Below are 17027 nucleotides of genomic sequence, written 5' to 3' on the forward strand. Positions count from 1 at the left end.
ATCTCTGTATAGCTCAGGTTTTCTGGCTTTTTTATAACGGTAGCCCCCTGCCTTTTCCAGTTTATCCGGAGTAAGGGTTGCGATCACGAACTGATTTTCAAAATGCCTGCATTCTGCCAATATATCGCCGAACGGATCGAGGATCATCGAACCTCCGTTTTTTAACTGATCATCGTCCATCCCGACAGGATTGGAAAAAACGGCATAAATGGCATTGTCATAGGCTCTGGCAGGCAGCCATTTCATCAACCAGCTCCGCCCCTTCAGTCCGTCAAATTCCTGACGAAGAGAGGTAGGGTCTGCTTCCCTGTTTGCCCACAGCTTTGGATCCACGAAACCTGCGCCTGGCCGTGTAGAAGGGGTGCACATCGTAACATGCGGCATAAAAAGGATCTCTGCCCCTAATAAAGTTGTCGCCCTTACATTTTCAATAATGTTGTTGTCATAACAGATGAGGATGCTGCATTTCCATCCATGAAGGTCAAAGATGACATATTGATCTCCGGGAAGAAGATGCGGATTGATAAAGGGATGGATCTTCCTGAATTTGGCGACCATCCCGTTCTTATCAACGCATACATATGCTTTATAGAGATTGTCTTCTTTGTCTTTCTCGAACAGGCCGGCTAAAATGGTAATGTTATATTCCTGTGCCAGCTCTGTCAGCTTACGGATACTTGGGCCTTCCGGCAAAATTTCGGCGAGGTCCAGCATTTGTTCCCTGGAAAGTTTCCTTGCAAAGGTATAACCGGTAATACTGCATTCATGAAAAGCAATGGCCTGTGCCCCCTGGGCAGCAGCTTTTGCAGAAAGATCTTTAATGATGCTGAGATTGTATGTTTTATCTCCGCTCCGATGCTCGAATTGTGCGGTGGCGATTTTTATATTTTCCATGATTGCACTAACGTGTTTTAAAAGATTAGTGCAAGTAAACTGTTTTTTTTAAAATTGCAGCAAGGCGCTTCTGTAAAACCCTGTTAATTTACGCGGCTTCCATTTCGTCTGCACTGGGCCCGTAACTGCCGGGGATCGGAATGTCAAGCAAGCGTAGGAAAACACCTAACTGTGCACGATGATGCACGATCTGGCAAAAAGACATGCGTATGATCTCTATTTTGGTTGCGACTTCGTAAATCTGATCGCCATTGCGCATGGTCCAATTTTGCAGAAGGATATCCTCGTTCGTTTTGGCTAAATTGGCTCTTCCATCGGCAAGGGATTTTTCAAAATAGTTCATTAATTCCTGGTTGTTATTAACAGGATATCTTTCATAAGGTTTATTGGCAAAATCCAGTTCATCGGTTGTCACGGCCATCGTTACCCAGCCAGGCAATTCGGCAATATGTGTGGCCAGCCTGACTACGGACATACTTTTTTTATGGGGCTGCCAGTCAAAATATTCCGTTGGGACCCGTTCGAGCATTTTACGTGTAGTCTGAGCTTCTTTTTCCAATTCTTCCAGCAACATGGATATTATTAACATAAAAGATGGTTTTTGATGAATGTTTTTGTTTCCGGATCAAAGTAACATCCGGGTTGTGACACCCTTATGTCAGTAGGATATCCTGCAGATCAAAATTTCTACTTCTTTGTATTTCAGCGATTTGAACAGGTAAATAAACTACTTCTGTTAAAACTTAACATTGCGTACATTATTTTAATATTAATTTTGTCGCTTCGCATTAATAATAAAAACACTTTTCGTATGAATCAAAAAGAGACAGCAACTCCAATCTCCACAAAAAAACTAACCCCTAAAAAGCAGGTGCGCCAGGAGATCGCAGAAGCATTAACAGGTGCATTATCAGCATACAAGCAGAACCTGGGAGAGAAAAAGTTGGCCACTCATGTTAAAATGGTCAGCAAACTGATCAGCCGCGATCTGGAAAAGGCCGGCAAAAAGCTGAAGGAACAAAAAACAAAGGAAACCCGTGGCAAGAAAAAGACTGCCGGAAAAGCTCCAAAAAAATCCGCAAAAAAGATCCAGGAAAAGTCCGAAGTAAAATAGTTTACCCCGGTTCCGGTATACGCTCCCGTCCCTGTAACAGCATCCCTGCTTGTTTCAGGGACGGTCTCCTTTCTGACCGGTTAACTGCCCGTTAACATACCCTTGTGAAAATTTAAGACTACATCAGGCCCGTAAGGTTAATTTTTTATACCTTAGCTTTTCGATGAGGCGTAGAAAACAATTTTTTTTTATGTATTTGCTGGTTTGCCTGGCCGGATACCTGACTATTCTTTCGGGACATACGTCTTATGTATCGCAGGCTTTTCTGCAACAGGGCAACCAGCAGGCTGTCTTTCAGGATCACCATTATGACCAGATCAGACAACCGCAAAATAAGGCCTTCCATCCTCTTCCTTATCTAGTTTCCGGGACATCCTCGAGCCATACCGGACATGATGAAAAACGGCATAGGAAAACCTTGATCAGCGAGGCGATCGTAGTCAAACTGCTTGCTATTCAACCGGGTTTTATCTATTGTGACCTGAATTATTCGTTATTCCTCCCCGACGGAAGTCATCAACAGGTCACGGGATGTTCCTTTCTCCGTGGGCCTCCTTCGATTAGCTAATCATATCCCCCATCATTTTTCGAATTGGCCCCGTTTTTTTCTTCTATAGATAAACGCTGGCCTGATTAGTTATTCAATCAATATTTATTATGGAACGAAAGAAACCGCTGAGTTTTTTTATCAGCTATCTTTTACCTGTCTGTATTTGTATGGGCAGCACCTTGAATGCATTTTCACAAAACGGAAATAATCTCCTTACGCGGAATATACCACTTACCCTGAATAGTGCTATTGACCTGACTTTAGGGAACTATCCATCAATTCATTCCCTCCGGGCAAAGCTGTTGTCGGCCAAAGCCGGAGTGACGGAAACAAAAGACCGTCGTTTACCCTCTCTGAACCTGTTCGAGCAGGTCGATGCCGGTACGAGCAACAATTTGGGAAGCGCTTACTTTTCAGGAGGGATGGTTCCCTCTCTTTCCGGGGTAAGTGCCCGTCCGGAAAATAGCGGGACGGTCTCTTCCGGCAATATAGGAGTGGCTTATCTTCAATGGCAGGTCAGCAATTTTGGAGGATATAAAGCAGAAATCCGGGAAGCAGGTTCCCGGGTGAAGGTGGACAGCATGGTTCTGCAAAAGGAACAATTTTATCTTTCCTCTATCGTATTACAGTCTTATTTCGATCTTATAAAGAATTATTTCCTTGAGCAGGTCCAGTTGGAAAACTTACAACGCGCCGATACCATCCGGAGAGCGATTAAAAATTATGTAGTCAGCGGTCTCCGTCCGGGAGTAGACAGTAGCCTGGCAGATGCAGCTTACTCCAGGGCCAAACTCGATTACCTGGATGTTTCCAATCTTTTCCGGCAATCTAAAGTACAATTAGCCCTGTTGACGGGATTGGATACGGTAGCCATAGAACCGGATCTCCGCAATGACAGTTTGTTATTTGGTTCTTTGGGATCCACAAGCCGGCTTCCGTCTACTTATGTTTTTAACGATACCTCCTTTTCCAGCCATCCCTTCCTGAATTATTACCATTCGATCTATGAGAACGGTCAGGCGCAGGAGCAATCCATCCGTAAGGCCTATCTCCCCAAACTATATGTACTGGGCGCCTATTGGATGAAGGGGTCCAGCATTAATGTGAATGGCAGTATCGATAAGGATCTTTCATCCGGTCTGGGTTATACCCGTTATAACTACCTCGCCGGATTTGGTATCACCTATGATCTCTTTAATCTCCGAAGAGAAAAGGACAGGCTGAACGTGCAGCGGTTCCAGACCGAGTCGGCCCTGCATCAGTATGAAGAACAAAAGCAGGTGCTCTCCAATGCCGCGCTTCAGGCTTCCGTGAACCTCAATACCGCACTCAATAAATTCTACGAGATTCCGGTGCAATTAAATGCAGCCATGAATGCCTATAAACAGACCCAGGCCCAATACAATGCCGGGCTGGCGAATATAATGGATCTCACGAATGCCTTTTATGTGCTTAACCGGGCGCAGACGGATCTCATTAATACCAAAGACGGGGTGTGGAGGGCTATTGTTCAAAAAGCTTACGCAGCCAATGAGATCTATCAACTTTTATCTACTTTAAAATAATTCTTCTATGTCATTAGTGTCAGCGGGTTTAAAAAAGCCGATCGCTATTATAGTGATCACCCTCGGGGTATTGCTGTTCTCGGTATTGGCCATTTTTACCATACCTATCGATATCTTTCCAAAGCTGAACCTGCCTACCATTTATGTGATTGAACCCTATGGCGGGATGTCACCGCAACAAATGGAAGGATTTTTTGCCACCAGGATGCAGGATCAATTCCTTTATGTAAATGGAATTAAGAATATCGAAAGCAAGAACATTCAGGGGATCAGTATAATCAAACTTACTTTTTACGAAACGACGGATATGGCGGAAGCCTCGGCGCAGGTTGCCCTGCAGGTGAACCGGGCATCCGCCTTTTTCCCGCCGGGCGCTTTACCCCCACAGGTAGTTCGCTTCGATGCCTCTTCCCTGCCGGTTGGGGAATTGGTGTTCAGCAGCCCAACCCGCTCGCTGAAAAATATTTATGATCTGGCGCTTACGCGGGTGCGACCGATGTTCGCAACCGTTCCGGGATTATCAGCGCCGCCACCGTTCGGCTCCAATGCCCGTTCCGTGATCATCAATATCGATCCCGACAAAGTCAGGAGTTATAATTTATCACCCGATCAGGTGGTGGCTGCGATAGCCAGAAATAATTCCATCAGCCCTTCAGGAAATATCCGGATCAACAATACCATGTATATCACCACACTTAATTCGCTGGAACAAAAAGTGGAGGCATTTTCGGATATTCCTGTGGTAACCAGCGGTAACACCACCATCTTTGTGCATGATATCGGAAAAGTAGCGGACGCTGCAGATATTACTGTTGATTACGCCCTGGTGAACGGGAGGCGATCCGTGTATATACCGGTGGTAAAGACCTCAGACGCCTCGACCTGGGATGTAGTGAAAGGCTTAAAGGCAAAATTGCCCGAGATACAAACTCTTCTTCCGGAAGATGTAAAAGTCTCTTACGAATTCGATCAATCCATCTTCGTCATCAATGCCGTAAAAAGCCTGATAACCGAGGGTATTCTGGGGGCTATTCTGACTGGCCTGATGGTGCTTCTGTTCCTTCAGGATCTGCGAAGCAGCCTGATCGTGATCATCACTATACCCGTTTCCGTATTGAGCGCCGTTATGTGTCTGAAACTGGCAGGCCAGACCATTAATATTATGACGCTCAGCGGCCTGGCCCTGGCCATCGGCGTCCTGGTCGACCAGGCTACTGTTACGATCGAGAATATCCATCAGCATCTGGAAATGGGGAAGCCCAAACGCCAGGCTATCTATGATGCCTGTGAAGAGATCTCTTTTCCGCTCTTGTTGATCTTACTATGTATCCTGGCCGTGTTCGCTCCAGCTATTATTATGACAGGGGTGCCAAAGGCGATGTTCCTTCCTTTGTCCTTATCGATAGGTTTTGCCATGATCGCCTCCTATTTCCTGGCGCAGGCCCTGGTGCCTGTCCTGGCCAACTGGATGTTGAAGGCAGAGAAATTCATGTACAGACACGGCCATAAACACGCGCATGCCGGTCTCGCCTTAAATGAAGCGGAAGTAGATGAGGTCGATTTGCATTTCCGGAACGAAAAGACGGTTCCTGAAAAAAATGACCGGTTCGAGCGATTCAAAATGGCTTACTCCAAAAGGATAGAGTCGATGATGCGCAGCCGTCGGATTACGGTCCTGTTCTATTTTCTGGTTGTATTCGGAGCGGCTGGTTTTGCCTTTTATTATATCGGAAAAGACCTGATGCCAAAAGTGAATACGGGTCAGTTCCAGCTTCGCATCAAAGAGCCTGACGGGACCCGCCTGGAGGTGACGGAAAATAAACTGCATCAGGTGCTGGCTATTATCGATACTATCGTGGACGGGCATGTGTCCATTAGCTCCGCCTTCGTAGGACCGGTACCCACCAATTTCGGATCCAGTAATCTCTATGTTTTCAACAGCGGCACCCATGAAGGTATCCTGCAGGTGAACCTGGATGAAAAATACAAAGTGGATATTGACGACCTGAAAGACAAGGTCCGGAAAAAGATTGCCCAACGGCTTCCGGAAATGAAACTTTCGTTCGAGCCGATCGATCTTACGGAGAAGATCATGAGCCAGGGAGCATCGACTCCAATTGAAGTGCGGGTGTCAGGCCGGGATATGAAACAGATCGGGGATTATGCGGGTAAATTGACCGAAGCACTTACCAGGATCCCTTTCCTCAGGGATGTGCAAATCGCACAGCCTTTAAAATTCCCGGTGATCAATATAAATGTCGACCGGTTCAAGGCGGCCCAGATGGGTATGAATTTATCCGAGGTCGCGCGGTCGGTTACTGCGGCTACTTCATCCAGCCGGTATACCCAGAAAAATCTTTGGCTGGACGACAGGACTTCTTATACCTACCAGGTGCAGGTACAGATCCCGGAATATATCATGCATGAAGTCGGAGATCTTAAGGAAATACCCCTGGTCGAAGGACAGGCAAGACCCGTGTTGGAAGATGTGGCGATTTTTTCCATTGACAGCGTTCCCGGTGAATATGACCGGGCCGGGCCCAGAAGGTACGTAACCGTTAGTGCCAACATCTTTAAGATGGACCTGGGATCCGCCACCTCCTCCGTGCAAAAAGCCATTAAAAGTATCGGTGACCCTCCCCGGGGGCTGGTTGCCGAAATAAAAGGGACTTCCAGCCTGCTGGTAGAGACCCTTAGTGGATTGCAGAACGGCCTGCTGATCGCCATTGTGGTGATCTTTCTGTTGCTGGCAGCCAATTACCAATCGTTTAAGGTATCCCTGGCCGTGCTGACAACCGTTCCTGCTGTGATCCTCGGGTCCCTGATCGCCCTGCTGCTCACGGGCTCTACGCTGAATCTCCAGTCTTATATGGGGATGATCATGTCTACCGGTGTTTCTGTGGCCAATGCCATTCTGATCGTTACCAATGCGGAAAAATTGCGTTTGGAATACAGGGACGCTACCCGCGCAGCCGTTGTCAGCGCTTCCATCCGGTTGCGCCCGATCCTGATGACAAGTCTTGCCATGATAGCAGGTATGATCCCCATGGCCAGCGGGATGGGAGAAGCCGGCGATCAGACGGCGCCGCTCGGCCGCGCGGTAATTGGCGGCCTGGTGTTCTCCACGCTATCCGCTCTGCTGATCCTTCCCCAGGTATATTCCCTTATCCAGGGTAAAACAGGATTTTCATCACCATCCCTGATGCCCGGGGATGATTCGGAACCCGGTTTCCCTACTGAACAATAAAAATAATACTCAAAAATTAAATATATGAACGCCTTAATAAAATATATTCTTCCAGCTATAGTGATGTGCATTTTCCTGGCTTGTAACCAGGAAGAAAAAAAGCCATCGGATAAAGATCCTTCAGACAGGGAACCGGCCACTCCCCTAAAAGCTCAATATATACTCGGAGAGGTAACGCAGGGGCAGCTTGGTTCTACGGCTTCGCTTCCTGCTGTGTTAAAACCTTTCGAACGGGTCGATGTTTATCCTAAGGTGAATGGATTTATAAAAGATATACCTGTAGACCGGGGGTCGCTCGTTAAAAAAGGGCAGTTACTGGTAAGGCTGGAGGCACCGGAAATCGAACAGCAATATTTTTCCGCCAAATCCAAATACCTGCAGGTTTATGCTTTGTTCCTGGCCAGCAAGGATAATTACGACCGGTTACTGGTAGCCAATAAAATGCCGGGAACTGTCTCGGCCCATGACCTTGAAATGGCAAGGGCCAAAATGCTCGCGGACAGCGCCTCCACTCAGGGAGAGATAGCCAATTATAAAGCATTGGAGGCAACAAAGGATTATCTCAACGTAATAGCACCTTTTAATGGTGTGATCACGGAACGTAATGTACATCCGGGGGCCCTTGTTGGACCTGCTCAAAAATCGGAAGACAAACCTATGCTGGTGCTGGAACAGCAGAATAAATTGAGATTGGTCATCGATGTGCCGGAATTATACAGTAACCAGTTATCCGGTCACACTGTCGTTACGTTCCGGGTAAGTATCCTCCCGGGTAAGATCTTCGAAGGAGCTATCAGCCGTTCTGCGGGCTCCTTAAATATGAAATACCGTTCGGAGGTTATAGAAGTGGATGTGAACAATAGCCAGAATCTCCTGAAACCCGGTATGTATGCGGAAGTAGTGCTGCCTGTCAAACGCAACACGAATTCACTGATCGTGCCTCAATCGGCGATCGTTACTTCGACCGAAAAAAAATATGTGATCACGGTGAAAGATAACAAGGCGTATTGGGTGGATATTAAGGAAGGGAACTCCAGGCATGATTCGATGGAGGTTTTCGGAGAGCTGCAATTGCATGATAGGGTGATCGTCAATGCCAATGATGGAATAAAAGAAGGAACAAAGATTCAGTAGCCAAAGAAACGTACACTAAATAAAAAACCGGCTGATCCAGTAGACAAGCGCAGCAAGGATAGCACTGACGGGAATGGTCAGGATCCAGGCCCATACCAGATTGATGGTCACTCCCCACCGGACTGCGGATAATCTTTTGGTGGCGCCGACTCCCACGATCGCACCAGTAATGGTATGGGTCGTGCTTACCGGTATGCCTAATGTCTGCGTAAGGAAGAGGGTAATGGCCCCTGCTGTCTCTGCGCAAACACCTTCCAATGGACTAACCTTGGTAATACGGGTACCCATTGTTTTAACAATTCGCCATCCGCCGCTTAGCGTTCCCAGGGCAATTGAGGTAAAGCAGGCTATCGGTACCCAGGCAGGAAGATGTTGAATGGAATCCAGATCGCCGTTAGCCACCATAGCAGCGGCAATGATGCCCAATACCTTTTGTGCATCATTGCCGCCATGCCCCAGACTTAGCAGGGCGGAAGAAAGTAATTGCAGGCGACGGAACCATTTCTCTGCCCGGTACGGATTGGATCTTTGAAATAGGTTAACGATGAGGACCGTTATAAAAAAGGCCACAATCATCCCGATCAGCGGCGCGAGGAAAATAAAAAGAAAGGTAGGGACAACCAATACGTAATTGATCACCGTTTTTCCGTGATCCGCCAATCCCCCAGCGTGTGCCAGCGCCCCGCCTACGAATCCGCCCAGGAGTGCATGGGAAGAACTGGATGGAATGCCAAACCACCAGGTCAGCAGGTTCCACAGGATGGCTCCTATCAGTCCGGCAAGGATGACGGGAAGTGTAATAAAGTCGCGGGTCACGAAATTCGCAATGGTATTACCGATCCGGAATTCTCCGATAAAATATTTAAAAATGAAAAAAGCCGCAAAATTGAAGAAGGCTGCCCATAATACGGCCTGAAAGGGGGTAAGTACTTTTGTGGATACGACAGTGGCAATGGATATGGCCGCGTCGTGGAATCCATTTATATAATCAAAGATCAGGGCCAGCACGATAATAAGAAGTAGAAGAGTCATGAACTAACAGGATACGGGATGTTTAGCCGGCAAGGGATCATCCCGATTTTTTAAGCATATTTAATAATAATGGATTCGATCACATTGGTGGCGTCTTCGCACTTGTCGGTGACGATCTCCATAACCTGGTAGATGTCCCGTCTCTTTATTACCTCTTTGGCATCCGGTTCCGTTTCGAAAAGACGTTCGATGCTCATGTCAAAGATATCGTCGGCCTGGTTTTCAATACTATTCACCCGAACCAGGGCATCGGTGATCTTACGCATGTCCCGCATATTCCGTAGTTCCTTTACCGCCAGCCTGGTATGCCAGGCCGCCTGTTCGATCAATTCCGCCATTTTCTGGATTCCGGGATCATTGGGGTTGACCTTATAAAAATTGATTTTTTTTGCGGCGGCATAAATATAATCGCAGATGTCATCCAATGCAGTGGCCAGATAATGGATATCCTCCCGGTCGAAAGGAGTAATAAAATTCCTGCCTAATTCCGTAAAGATCCGGTGGGTAAAATCGTCATTGATATGTTCCTGCGTCTCTACCTTCAGGATCAGCGCTGCCCGCTTGTCATAATCAGGCTCCGATACGACCTCTTTTAATAAGGAGCCCATTTTGGCCACACTGTCAGCCACCTCTTCGAAAAGAGAATAAAAAACCCTGTCCTTGGGCATGAATAGTTGAACGATCGAATTAAAACCCCTCATAGATAAAGTAATATAAGTACCACGAAAATCAGCATCAAAGCCTTAAAAGTCAGGGCAAATGTAGAGCTAATGTGAGTGGGTAAACCATAAAGCCATTTGATAATAATTTCTTAACACCAGGTACTTGGAAGGAATTGACCCTAAAAATTCATAAGGCTAACTTGTTACATTAAAAAACTTCCTTTTTTTAAAACTGTTGATAATCATTTAGTTATATTTGAATGGGGTCATCACATGGTTCATTTTTTGAAACTGTTAACATTAAGGTAATATTCCGGTAACATTCCGGTCATTGGTTAGGATTTGTTTTGCACCAGAGAATTATTCAAGACCAATTATTCAAGACCAGTTAATTAATTCAAGACTACATTTTTTAACCACCGAGCCTATCAGGTTTAACCTGTAGGCTTTGGAAACAACCTGGGATTTATTTATGAAAAGGAGAATCAAACTACAACTTTTGTTTGCCGGTATTTTATTTATGTTAACCAGTTCTTTAAAAGCTCAATACCTGTTAAACTCCGATTCCGCATTTAAAGCCGGAGCCGCTAACTCCGGAAGGATATGGGGCTATATGTTCGGGGATCTTTTTTACAAGAGCCATAGTGATTCGCTGAAGAGGGGAAATAATAATCAATACTCAGGTATTCCAACTAGCAGGAACGCCTTCCAGTTCCGCCGTATTTATCTGGGGTATGATTATAATATAACCTCCCGGTTTTCAGCGGAATTATTGCTGGCAGCCGAAGATAATTTCCCTGCGCTCAATCCTCCCAGCAATCCTGCCCAGAACGGAGATTTACTGCAGAATAATAAATTGACTTTTTATATCAAACTGGCCAATATCCGTTGGAAAAATATCTGGAAAGGGACCGATCTCATCGTTGGACAGGTGGCCACTCCTGCCTTCCCCCTGATAGCGGAAAAGGTCTGGTCCTACCGATCCATCGAGAGAACCATATCCGATATCCGCCGTACGCCTTCTTATGACCTTGGCGCCGAACTGCAGGGTAAATTTGATGCGAAAGGAAATTATGGGTATAACATCATGGTAGGTAACGGTACCGGGGACAAACCGGAAGGATCCAGTTATAAATGGTTTTATGGCGATGTTTATGCCATGTTCTTTGACAAAAAACTGATTTTCGATTTGTATGCGGATTATCAGCGTTTGAACTGGCAGTCTTATACTCCGGCTTCCGGAGCTACGGCCGCAAGTAACGCCTGGCATCATTCCCGTCAGATGCTGAAAGGGTATATAGCCTATAATACCCCGGCCCTGACGATTGGCGCCGAAGGGTATATCAACAATCTGAAGAACGATCTGTTCGCCACAAAGGCGACCGGCGTCGATACACTTTCCGAGGCGGCAAAAGGCCTTTCCCTTTACGTACATGGCAATGTAATCACCGGTAAACTGAGATTCTTTGCCCGTTACGATATGACGGACCCGAATAGCAAAATAAATAATGCCATCTATACGAAGTATACCGGTAACCTGGCCAATTATAATGAATCTACCACCAAGGAACAATTCATAACCGCGGGTCTGGACTTCACCCCAGCCAAAAATGTTCACTTTATGCCTAATATCTGGTATAATAATTATAAGAGCAAACTGGATAATACCAGCGGAAGTCTGAAAAGCGATTATGACCTGGTCTATCGGATGACTTTCTTTTTCACGTTTGGAAAATAAATAGTTTTCACCCCCCCTGCCAGACAGGGAAAACCGACAAATAAAAGTAGAATTCTTAACTACCTTAAGTAAAGTAAAAAAAATGAAATCAACTTTGTTCACCTTCAGGAATTTTTCCATCAGGAATTCTTTAACCGCAGGCTTTTTTTTAGCTACCCTTGGCGTGAGCCTGGTATCCTGCGGCGGCGGCAGCGGCAGCGCCACCGGATCGGACAGTACGGCAAAAGGCAACAGTGACGATAATGCGCTCATCGGAGCAGGCAGCTCGTTCGATAACCCTTTGTTTTCGAAAGTTTTTTCCGAGTACAACAAATTGAACGGTCTCAAAGTAAATTACCAATCCGTAGGTTCCGGCGCAGGCATTTCCCAATTGACGAACAAAACCGTTGATTTCGGAGCTTCCGATGCTCCGATGAACGGCAAACAGGATTCAGCTTTATCTGGACCAGCTCTTCACATTCCGGTTACAGCCGGTGCGGTTGTCTTAAGTTATAACCTGCCCGAAGTAAAGGATACCCTCCTTTTATCTCCTGAAGTACTGGCGGATATTTTCCTGGGAAAAATTACCAAATGGAACGATCCTAAGATCGCGGCCATCAACAAAACGGCAAAATTGCCTGCTACCTCCATCGTAATCTCTCATCGTTCGGATGGCAGCGGTACTTCCAATATTTTCACTACATATCTTTCGAAGGTTAGCGAAGAATGGAGTACCAAAGTAGGAAAAGGTTCTTCCGTGAACTGGCCCGTAGGATTAGGTGGAAAAGGGAATGAAGGTGTTGCCGGTCTGGTCAAACAAACACCAGGGGCAATCGGATATATTGAACTGGCTTATGCCGTTCAGAACAATATGGCTTATGCAAAAGTGCAGAATAAAGCTGGGAATTTTATTACCCCCAGCATTGCCAGTGTAACAGCTGCCGCCAATATCCAGATCCCTCCTGATTCTAAAGTATCACTGACCAATACAGATGCAGCAGATGGTTACCCCATCTCCGGGTTTTCCTGGGTGCTGATCTACAAAGAACAAAAATACAATGACCGTTCTTTGGACAGGGCAACCAAGTTATTGAAGTTGCTATCCTGGACAATCCATGATGGCCAACAATTCAGCGGCGCCCTTAATTACGCGCCTCTTTCTCCCGCAGCAGTAGCCGTCGGAGACGCTATTTTGAAATCGGCGACTTTTGATGGCAAGCCGATCCTTCAATAAATAAAAAGATATTATTTACGGATGAATAATTAGTTATGGATACATCTGTTGAGAATGAATTAATTACCCGCAGGGATCTTTCCCTGCGGGTTCCTAATTCTTTAAAATCACCGGAAACAGTGAAAGCAAAAACAAAAGTAAGGCGATCCTTTCGCCAGATCCGTACGGAAAATGTGTTCAAACGAACCCTGGTGATTATGGGTCTGTTCATGGTGATCCTGGTGCTGGGCATTTTACTGACGCTGATCCTGCAATCCCTGCCTTCCATCAAAGCGTTGGGTCCGAAATACCTGTGGGGCAAGGTCTGGGATCCCGTACAGGATGTTTATGGCGCCTGGCCGTTCCTGTTGGGAACGCTGCTGAGTTCATTCCTTGCCCTGATCATTTCCATTCCTTTTTCGATGGCCATCGCCATTTTCCTGGGCGAGTATTATCCGAAAGGATGGTTGCCCAATCTGTTGAAAAATATCGTGGAGCTGATCGCTGCGGTGCCTTCCGTAATTTATGGTTTCTGGGGATTAGCCGTACTGGTTCCGATCGTCAGGAGCTTTGAAACAAAGATCGGCGTTGAACCGGTCGGCGTGGGGATCTTCAGTTCCTCTCTGATCCTGGCAGTAATGATCATACCTTACGCCGCTTCCCTCGGCAGGTCCATGATCCAAATGGTTCCGTCTCCGTTGAAAGAAGCCGCTTATGGGTTAGGTGCTACCCGTTGGGAAGTGATCCGTAATGTAGTTATTCCCTATACGAAGTCAGGCCTTTTTGCCGGTATTCTGCTGTCCCTGGGAAGGGCCCTTGGAGAAACTATGGCCGTGACGATGGTGATCGGGAATACCAGTATCATTCCGAAAAATATTTTTGCTCCCGGCAATACAATGGCCAGCGTAATCGCGAATGAGTTCACGGAAGCAGATAAGGCCGTATATCTGTCTGCTCTTATCGAACTTGGCCTGGTCCTTTTCCTGGTTACCGTAGTGATAAATGTCATCGGTAAAAAGATCATTGACCGGTTTACGAATGAATAGTAAATCTTGTGCCCTTCCAATAAATAAAAGACCTGTGAATAGATTGAAACAGAGGCATGAAAAAAACATTTCCGCATGAATATAGGTAGTGTAAAATACAGGATCGGTAAAAGCAGGGGGTTTCAGGTACTCACTATCCTTTTCGCTTTTGCCTGTGTAATCCCTTTGTTAGCGATACTAACTTTTATCATCAAGGCCGGTATTACCAAGATCAACTGGCATTTTATCGTCAATGTGCCCAAACCCGTGGGAGAATCGGGCGGCGGGATTGCCAATGCCCTGCTTGGAAGTGTGATCATTATTGTGGTAGCAGCTGCCATAGCGATTCCCATTGGGATTTTATGCGGCATTTATCTGAGCGAGAATAAAAAAAGCAGGCTGGCTTACTGGGCCCGTCTTTCGGTGGATATTCTGCAGGGTGTACCTTCTATCGTTATTGGGATTATCGCCTATTTTTGGCTGGTCAAGCCACTCGGCGGATTTTCCGCCTTGTCCGGTAGTGTAGCGCTGGCCATTATGATGTTGCCCATTGTGGTAAGGTCTACGGAAGAGACTCTCAAGTTATTGCCAGACTCCCTTAAAGAAGCCGCTTTTGCCCTGGGTATGCCATTTCACCGGGTGATTTTCAAGGTGATCGTTCCTTGCGGGATTAGCGGGATCATGTCCGGCGTCATGCTTTCCATAGCACGTATAACCGGGGAAACAGCTCCACTTTTATTTACGGCGTTCGGGAATCCTTATCTTTCCGCGAATATTACCAAACCGATGCAGAGTCTGCCTTTGCTGATCTTCAATTATGCTACCAGTCCATACAATGACTGGCATGACCTTGCCTGGGGCGCATCCCTGATTTTGCTGGCCTGGGTCTTATTGCTCAATATTTTTACAAAGCTGATAACAAGAAAATGGAAAGTACAATTATAAAAAGCAGGGATTTTAACGCTTATTTTGGGAGCAATCATGTCGTTAAGAATGTAAACATCGATATTCCAAGGAATCAGGTGGTTGCGGTAATGGGCCCTTCCGGTTGCGGAAAGACCACCTATCTGCGTTGCATCAACCGTATGCATGAACTGATTCCCGGCGCTACCTCCAAAGGAGAAATGAAAATCAATAACGAAGATGTATATGAAATGCACCCCATCTTTGTTCGACTGAAGATCGGAATGGTGTTTCAACGGCCTAACCCTTTTCCCAACCTGAGCATCTATGATAATGTCATTGCAGGTTATAAACTGAATGGCGTTAAACTGGCCAAGGCTGAAAGGGACAGGATCGTAGAGCATTCTCTTACCCGGGTTGCTCTGTGGAATGAGGTAAAGGACTCGCTTAATAAAAAAGGGTCCTTCCTTTCCGGCGGACAGCAGCAGCGTCTCTGTATCGCCCGGGCAGTTGCTATGGAGCCTGAAGTCCTGTTGTTCGATGAACCGACTTCTGCCCTGGATCCCATCTCCACTTCCACGGTCGAAGAGTTATTCCATGAGCTGAAGACCAATTATACGCTTATTATCGTGACACATAATATGCAGCAGGCCGCAAGGGTCAGTGACCGTACTGCCTTTTTCTATATGGGGGAACTGGTGGAATACGATGAAACCAAGACGATGTTCACCAACCCCAAAGATAACCGTACACAGAATTATATTACCGGACGTTTCAGCTAACCGCAGGTAACCAGGATATTTCCCGGATCTGACCGGTTATGAATAAGAACAAATAATACATATTTTTATAGTTATGGCACAAATTGAAGCAGAATTACAACTCCTGAAGGTAGAGGTCTCTAATATGTGGGCGCTCGTGCATTCCCAGTTGAGCAATGCCAGGGCGGCCTTCCTGAGTTTTGACAAAGACCTGGCAAGAGCAGTCGTTCAAAAAGAGAAAAGAGTCAACGGCAGCGAATTAAAGATCGACCGTGATTGTGAAAATATCTTTGCCCTGTATTGCCCCGTTGCTATCGACCTCCGTTTCCTGCTGGCGGTACTGAAGATCAATTCCAATCTGGAAAGGATCGGGGATATTGCAGATGGAATTGCGAAATATATTATCAGTGCAGGCTCCCCTTTCCCCGACGGCTTGCTGAAATCATCCCGTATCCTGGAGATGTACGAAGAGGCTATCGTTATCCTGGAGGATACCCAGACGGCCTTTGAAAAAGAAGATACTATCCTGGCACGGGGAGTATTCAAAAAGGATGAGTTCCTGGATAATATAAACATGAACGCCAACCGAACCATCGAATCCTATCTGAAGGATCATCCGGAAGATCTGGACCAGGGATTGTATATCCTGTCCATCATCCGCAGATTGGAAAGAGTGGGAGACCAGTCGAAGAATATTGCCGAAGAGATCATTTTTTATCTCGAGGCTAAAGTCCTTAAACACAAGAACAAACATTCCTAAACCGGGAGAAATCCGGTTCGTGAGCTCCGTTTAAATGAACATCCGCTAAAAACAAACTGGCATGGCCCGCCCCGGCGGGCTTTTTGCTGCCCATATTTTCGCCGTTCGGGAAGACCGGCTGCAACTACAGAGGTAACCTTACATTAATATTAGCATAACTATTCAGTAAACTCAGGGTAATACTACCCCGTTATATTTGTTCATTGGTTAGCCACCTGTTAATCGATGGTTATATATGTAGAGTTGAATTTCTCATGCAGAAGCCACTTCATTTCCATGATGGTGGCTCTTTTTTTTGCCCATGGGGTTTTTCGGAGAAAAATAACCCCATGGGCAAAAAAATCAGATGCGTCGCGCCCAAGGGACAGGGCCCCTTGGGAATCCCCCTTGTGAAAAATTTAGTGTATTGGAGGAATAATAATCTTCGAGGAAATTATAATCTGGAAGGAT

Annotated in this window: 15 protein-coding genes; 11 read left to right on the forward strand and 4 right to left on the reverse strand. The window is 46.2% G+C overall.

Annotated features, from left to right (window positions below; all coding sequences use genetic code 11):
- Positions 1-894 (reverse strand): nitrilase family protein (locus tag ACX0G9_RS19445; protein ID WP_459066618.1); only part of this gene is annotated, 894 nt, incomplete at its 3' end.
- A gap of 88 nt (positions 895-982) precedes the next feature.
- Positions 983-1483, reverse strand: coding sequence for a DinB family protein (locus ACX0G9_RS19450; protein ID WP_459066619.1), 501 nt, complete (start codon positions 1481-1483; stop codon positions 983-985).
- Positions 1484-1705: 222 nt separating this feature from the next.
- Between ACX0G9_RS19450 and ACX0G9_RS19455 the strand changes: the two genes are divergently transcribed.
- From ACX0G9_RS19455 to ACX0G9_RS19475, 5 genes are all read left to right on the forward strand, one after another.
- On the forward strand, positions 1706-2008 hold the full coding sequence (locus ACX0G9_RS19455; protein ID WP_459066620.1) for a hypothetical protein: 303 nt from the start codon (positions 1706-1708) through the stop codon (positions 2006-2008).
- Positions 2009-2198: 190 nt separating this feature from the next.
- Positions 2199-2576: a hypothetical protein gene (locus ACX0G9_RS19460; protein ID WP_459066621.1), complete on the forward strand. Its 378-nt coding sequence runs from the start codon at positions 2199-2201 to the stop codon at positions 2574-2576.
- Between the two features lie 89 nt (positions 2577-2665).
- Positions 2666-4123, forward strand: a complete 1458-nt coding sequence (locus ACX0G9_RS19465; protein ID WP_459066622.1) for a TolC family protein — start codon at positions 2666-2668, stop codon at positions 4121-4123.
- Between the two features lie 7 nt (positions 4124-4130).
- Positions 4131-7370 carry an efflux RND transporter permease subunit gene (locus ACX0G9_RS19470; protein WP_459066623.1) on the forward strand — a complete coding sequence of 1080 codons (3240 nt, stop codon included), beginning with the start codon at positions 4131-4133 and terminating at the stop codon, positions 7368-7370.
- A 24-nt stretch (positions 7371-7394) separates the two neighbouring features.
- Entirely contained in the window at positions 7395-8504 is a 1110-nt protein-coding gene (locus tag ACX0G9_RS19475; RefSeq protein ID WP_459066624.1) for an efflux RND transporter periplasmic adaptor subunit, read from the forward strand.
- Positions 8505-8519: 15 nt separating this feature from the next.
- On the opposite strand, the gene ACX0G9_RS19480 is transcribed toward ACX0G9_RS19475, so the two are convergent.
- Together ACX0G9_RS19480 and ACX0G9_RS19485 are read right to left on the reverse strand one after the other, a co-directional pair.
- Positions 8520-9536, reverse strand: coding sequence for an inorganic phosphate transporter (locus ACX0G9_RS19480; protein WP_459066625.1), 1017 nt, complete (start codon positions 9534-9536; stop codon positions 8520-8522).
- Positions 9537-9586: 50 nt separating this feature from the next.
- A complete protein-coding gene (locus ACX0G9_RS19485) occupies positions 9587-10237 on the reverse strand; it encodes a DUF47 domain-containing protein (RefSeq protein WP_459066626.1) in 651 nt (216 codons plus the stop codon).
- Positions 10238-10670: 433 nt separating this feature from the next.
- Here ACX0G9_RS19485 and ACX0G9_RS19490 point away from each other — a divergent pair, with 433 nt between their 5' ends.
- From ACX0G9_RS19490 to phoU, 6 genes are all read left to right on the forward strand, one after another.
- Positions 10671-11936, forward strand: a complete 1266-nt coding sequence (locus ACX0G9_RS19490) for a hypothetical protein (protein WP_459066627.1) — start codon at positions 10671-10673, stop codon at positions 11934-11936.
- A gap of 82 nt (positions 11937-12018) precedes the next feature.
- On the forward strand, positions 12019-13149 hold the full coding sequence (pstS, locus tag ACX0G9_RS19495) for a phosphate ABC transporter substrate-binding protein PstS (RefSeq protein ID WP_459066628.1): 1131 nt from the start codon (positions 12019-12021) through the stop codon (positions 13147-13149).
- Positions 13150-13184: 35 nt separating this feature from the next.
- Positions 13185-14174 carry a phosphate ABC transporter permease subunit PstC gene (gene pstC, locus ACX0G9_RS19500; protein WP_459066629.1) on the forward strand — a complete coding sequence of 330 codons (990 nt, stop codon included), beginning with the start codon at positions 13185-13187 and terminating at the stop codon, positions 14172-14174.
- A gap of 75 nt (positions 14175-14249) precedes the next feature.
- Positions 14250-15098, forward strand: coding sequence for a phosphate ABC transporter permease PstA (pstA, locus tag ACX0G9_RS19505; protein WP_459066630.1), 849 nt, complete (start codon positions 14250-14252; stop codon positions 15096-15098).
- Entirely contained in the window at positions 15080-15838 is a 759-nt protein-coding gene (gene pstB, locus ACX0G9_RS19510) for a phosphate ABC transporter ATP-binding protein PstB (RefSeq protein WP_459066631.1), read from the forward strand. The genes pstA and pstB overlap by 19 nt, the downstream gene beginning before the upstream one ends.
- Positions 15839-15911: 73 nt before the next feature.
- Positions 15912-16577, forward strand: a complete 666-nt coding sequence (gene phoU, locus ACX0G9_RS19515; protein WP_459066632.1) for a phosphate signaling complex protein PhoU — start codon at positions 15912-15914, stop codon at positions 16575-16577.
- Positions 16578-17027 lie beyond the last annotated feature (450 nt).

It is taken from the genome of Flavitalea flava (assembly GCF_054461575.1).

Excerpts from the sequence above, each read along its gene's own strand:
- ACX0G9_RS19450 (WP_459066619.1), bottom strand. The coding sequence starts at position 1,483 with ATGTTAATAATATCCATGTTGCTGGAAGAATTGGAAAAAGAAGCTCAG.
- ACX0G9_RS19455 (WP_459066620.1), top strand. The coding sequence starts at position 1,706 with ATGAATCAAAAAGAGACAGCAACTCCAATCTCCACAAAAAAACTAACC.
- ACX0G9_RS19460 (WP_459066621.1), top strand. The coding sequence starts at position 2,199 with ATGTATTTGCTGGTTTGCCTGGCCGGATACCTGACTATTCTTTCGGGA.
- ACX0G9_RS19465 (WP_459066622.1), top strand. The coding sequence starts at position 2,666 with ATGGAACGAAAGAAACCGCTGAGTTTTTTTATCAGCTATCTTTTACCT.
- ACX0G9_RS19470 (WP_459066623.1), top strand. The coding sequence starts at position 4,131 with ATGTCATTAGTGTCAGCGGGTTTAAAAAAGCCGATCGCTATTATAGTG.
- ACX0G9_RS19475 (WP_459066624.1), top strand. The coding sequence starts at position 7,395 with ATGAACGCCTTAATAAAATATATTCTTCCAGCTATAGTGATGTGCATT.
- ACX0G9_RS19480 (WP_459066625.1), bottom strand. The coding sequence starts at position 9,536 with ATGACTCTTCTACTTCTTATTATCGTGCTGGCCCTGATCTTTGATTAT.
- ACX0G9_RS19485 (WP_459066626.1), bottom strand. The coding sequence starts at position 10,237 with ATGAGGGGTTTTAATTCGATCGTTCAACTATTCATGCCCAAGGACAGG.
- ACX0G9_RS19490 (WP_459066627.1), top strand. The coding sequence starts at position 10,671 with ATGAAAAGGAGAATCAAACTACAACTTTTGTTTGCCGGTATTTTATTT.
- pstS (WP_459066628.1), top strand. The coding sequence starts at position 12,019 with ATGAAATCAACTTTGTTCACCTTCAGGAATTTTTCCATCAGGAATTCT.
- pstC (WP_459066629.1), top strand. The coding sequence starts at position 13,185 with ATGGATACATCTGTTGAGAATGAATTAATTACCCGCAGGGATCTTTCC.
- pstA (WP_459066630.1), top strand. The coding sequence starts at position 14,250 with ATGAATATAGGTAGTGTAAAATACAGGATCGGTAAAAGCAGGGGGTTT.
- pstB (WP_459066631.1), top strand. The coding sequence starts at position 15,080 with ATGGAAAGTACAATTATAAAAAGCAGGGATTTTAACGCTTATTTTGGG.
- phoU (WP_459066632.1), top strand. The coding sequence starts at position 15,912 with ATGGCACAAATTGAAGCAGAATTACAACTCCTGAAGGTAGAGGTCTCT.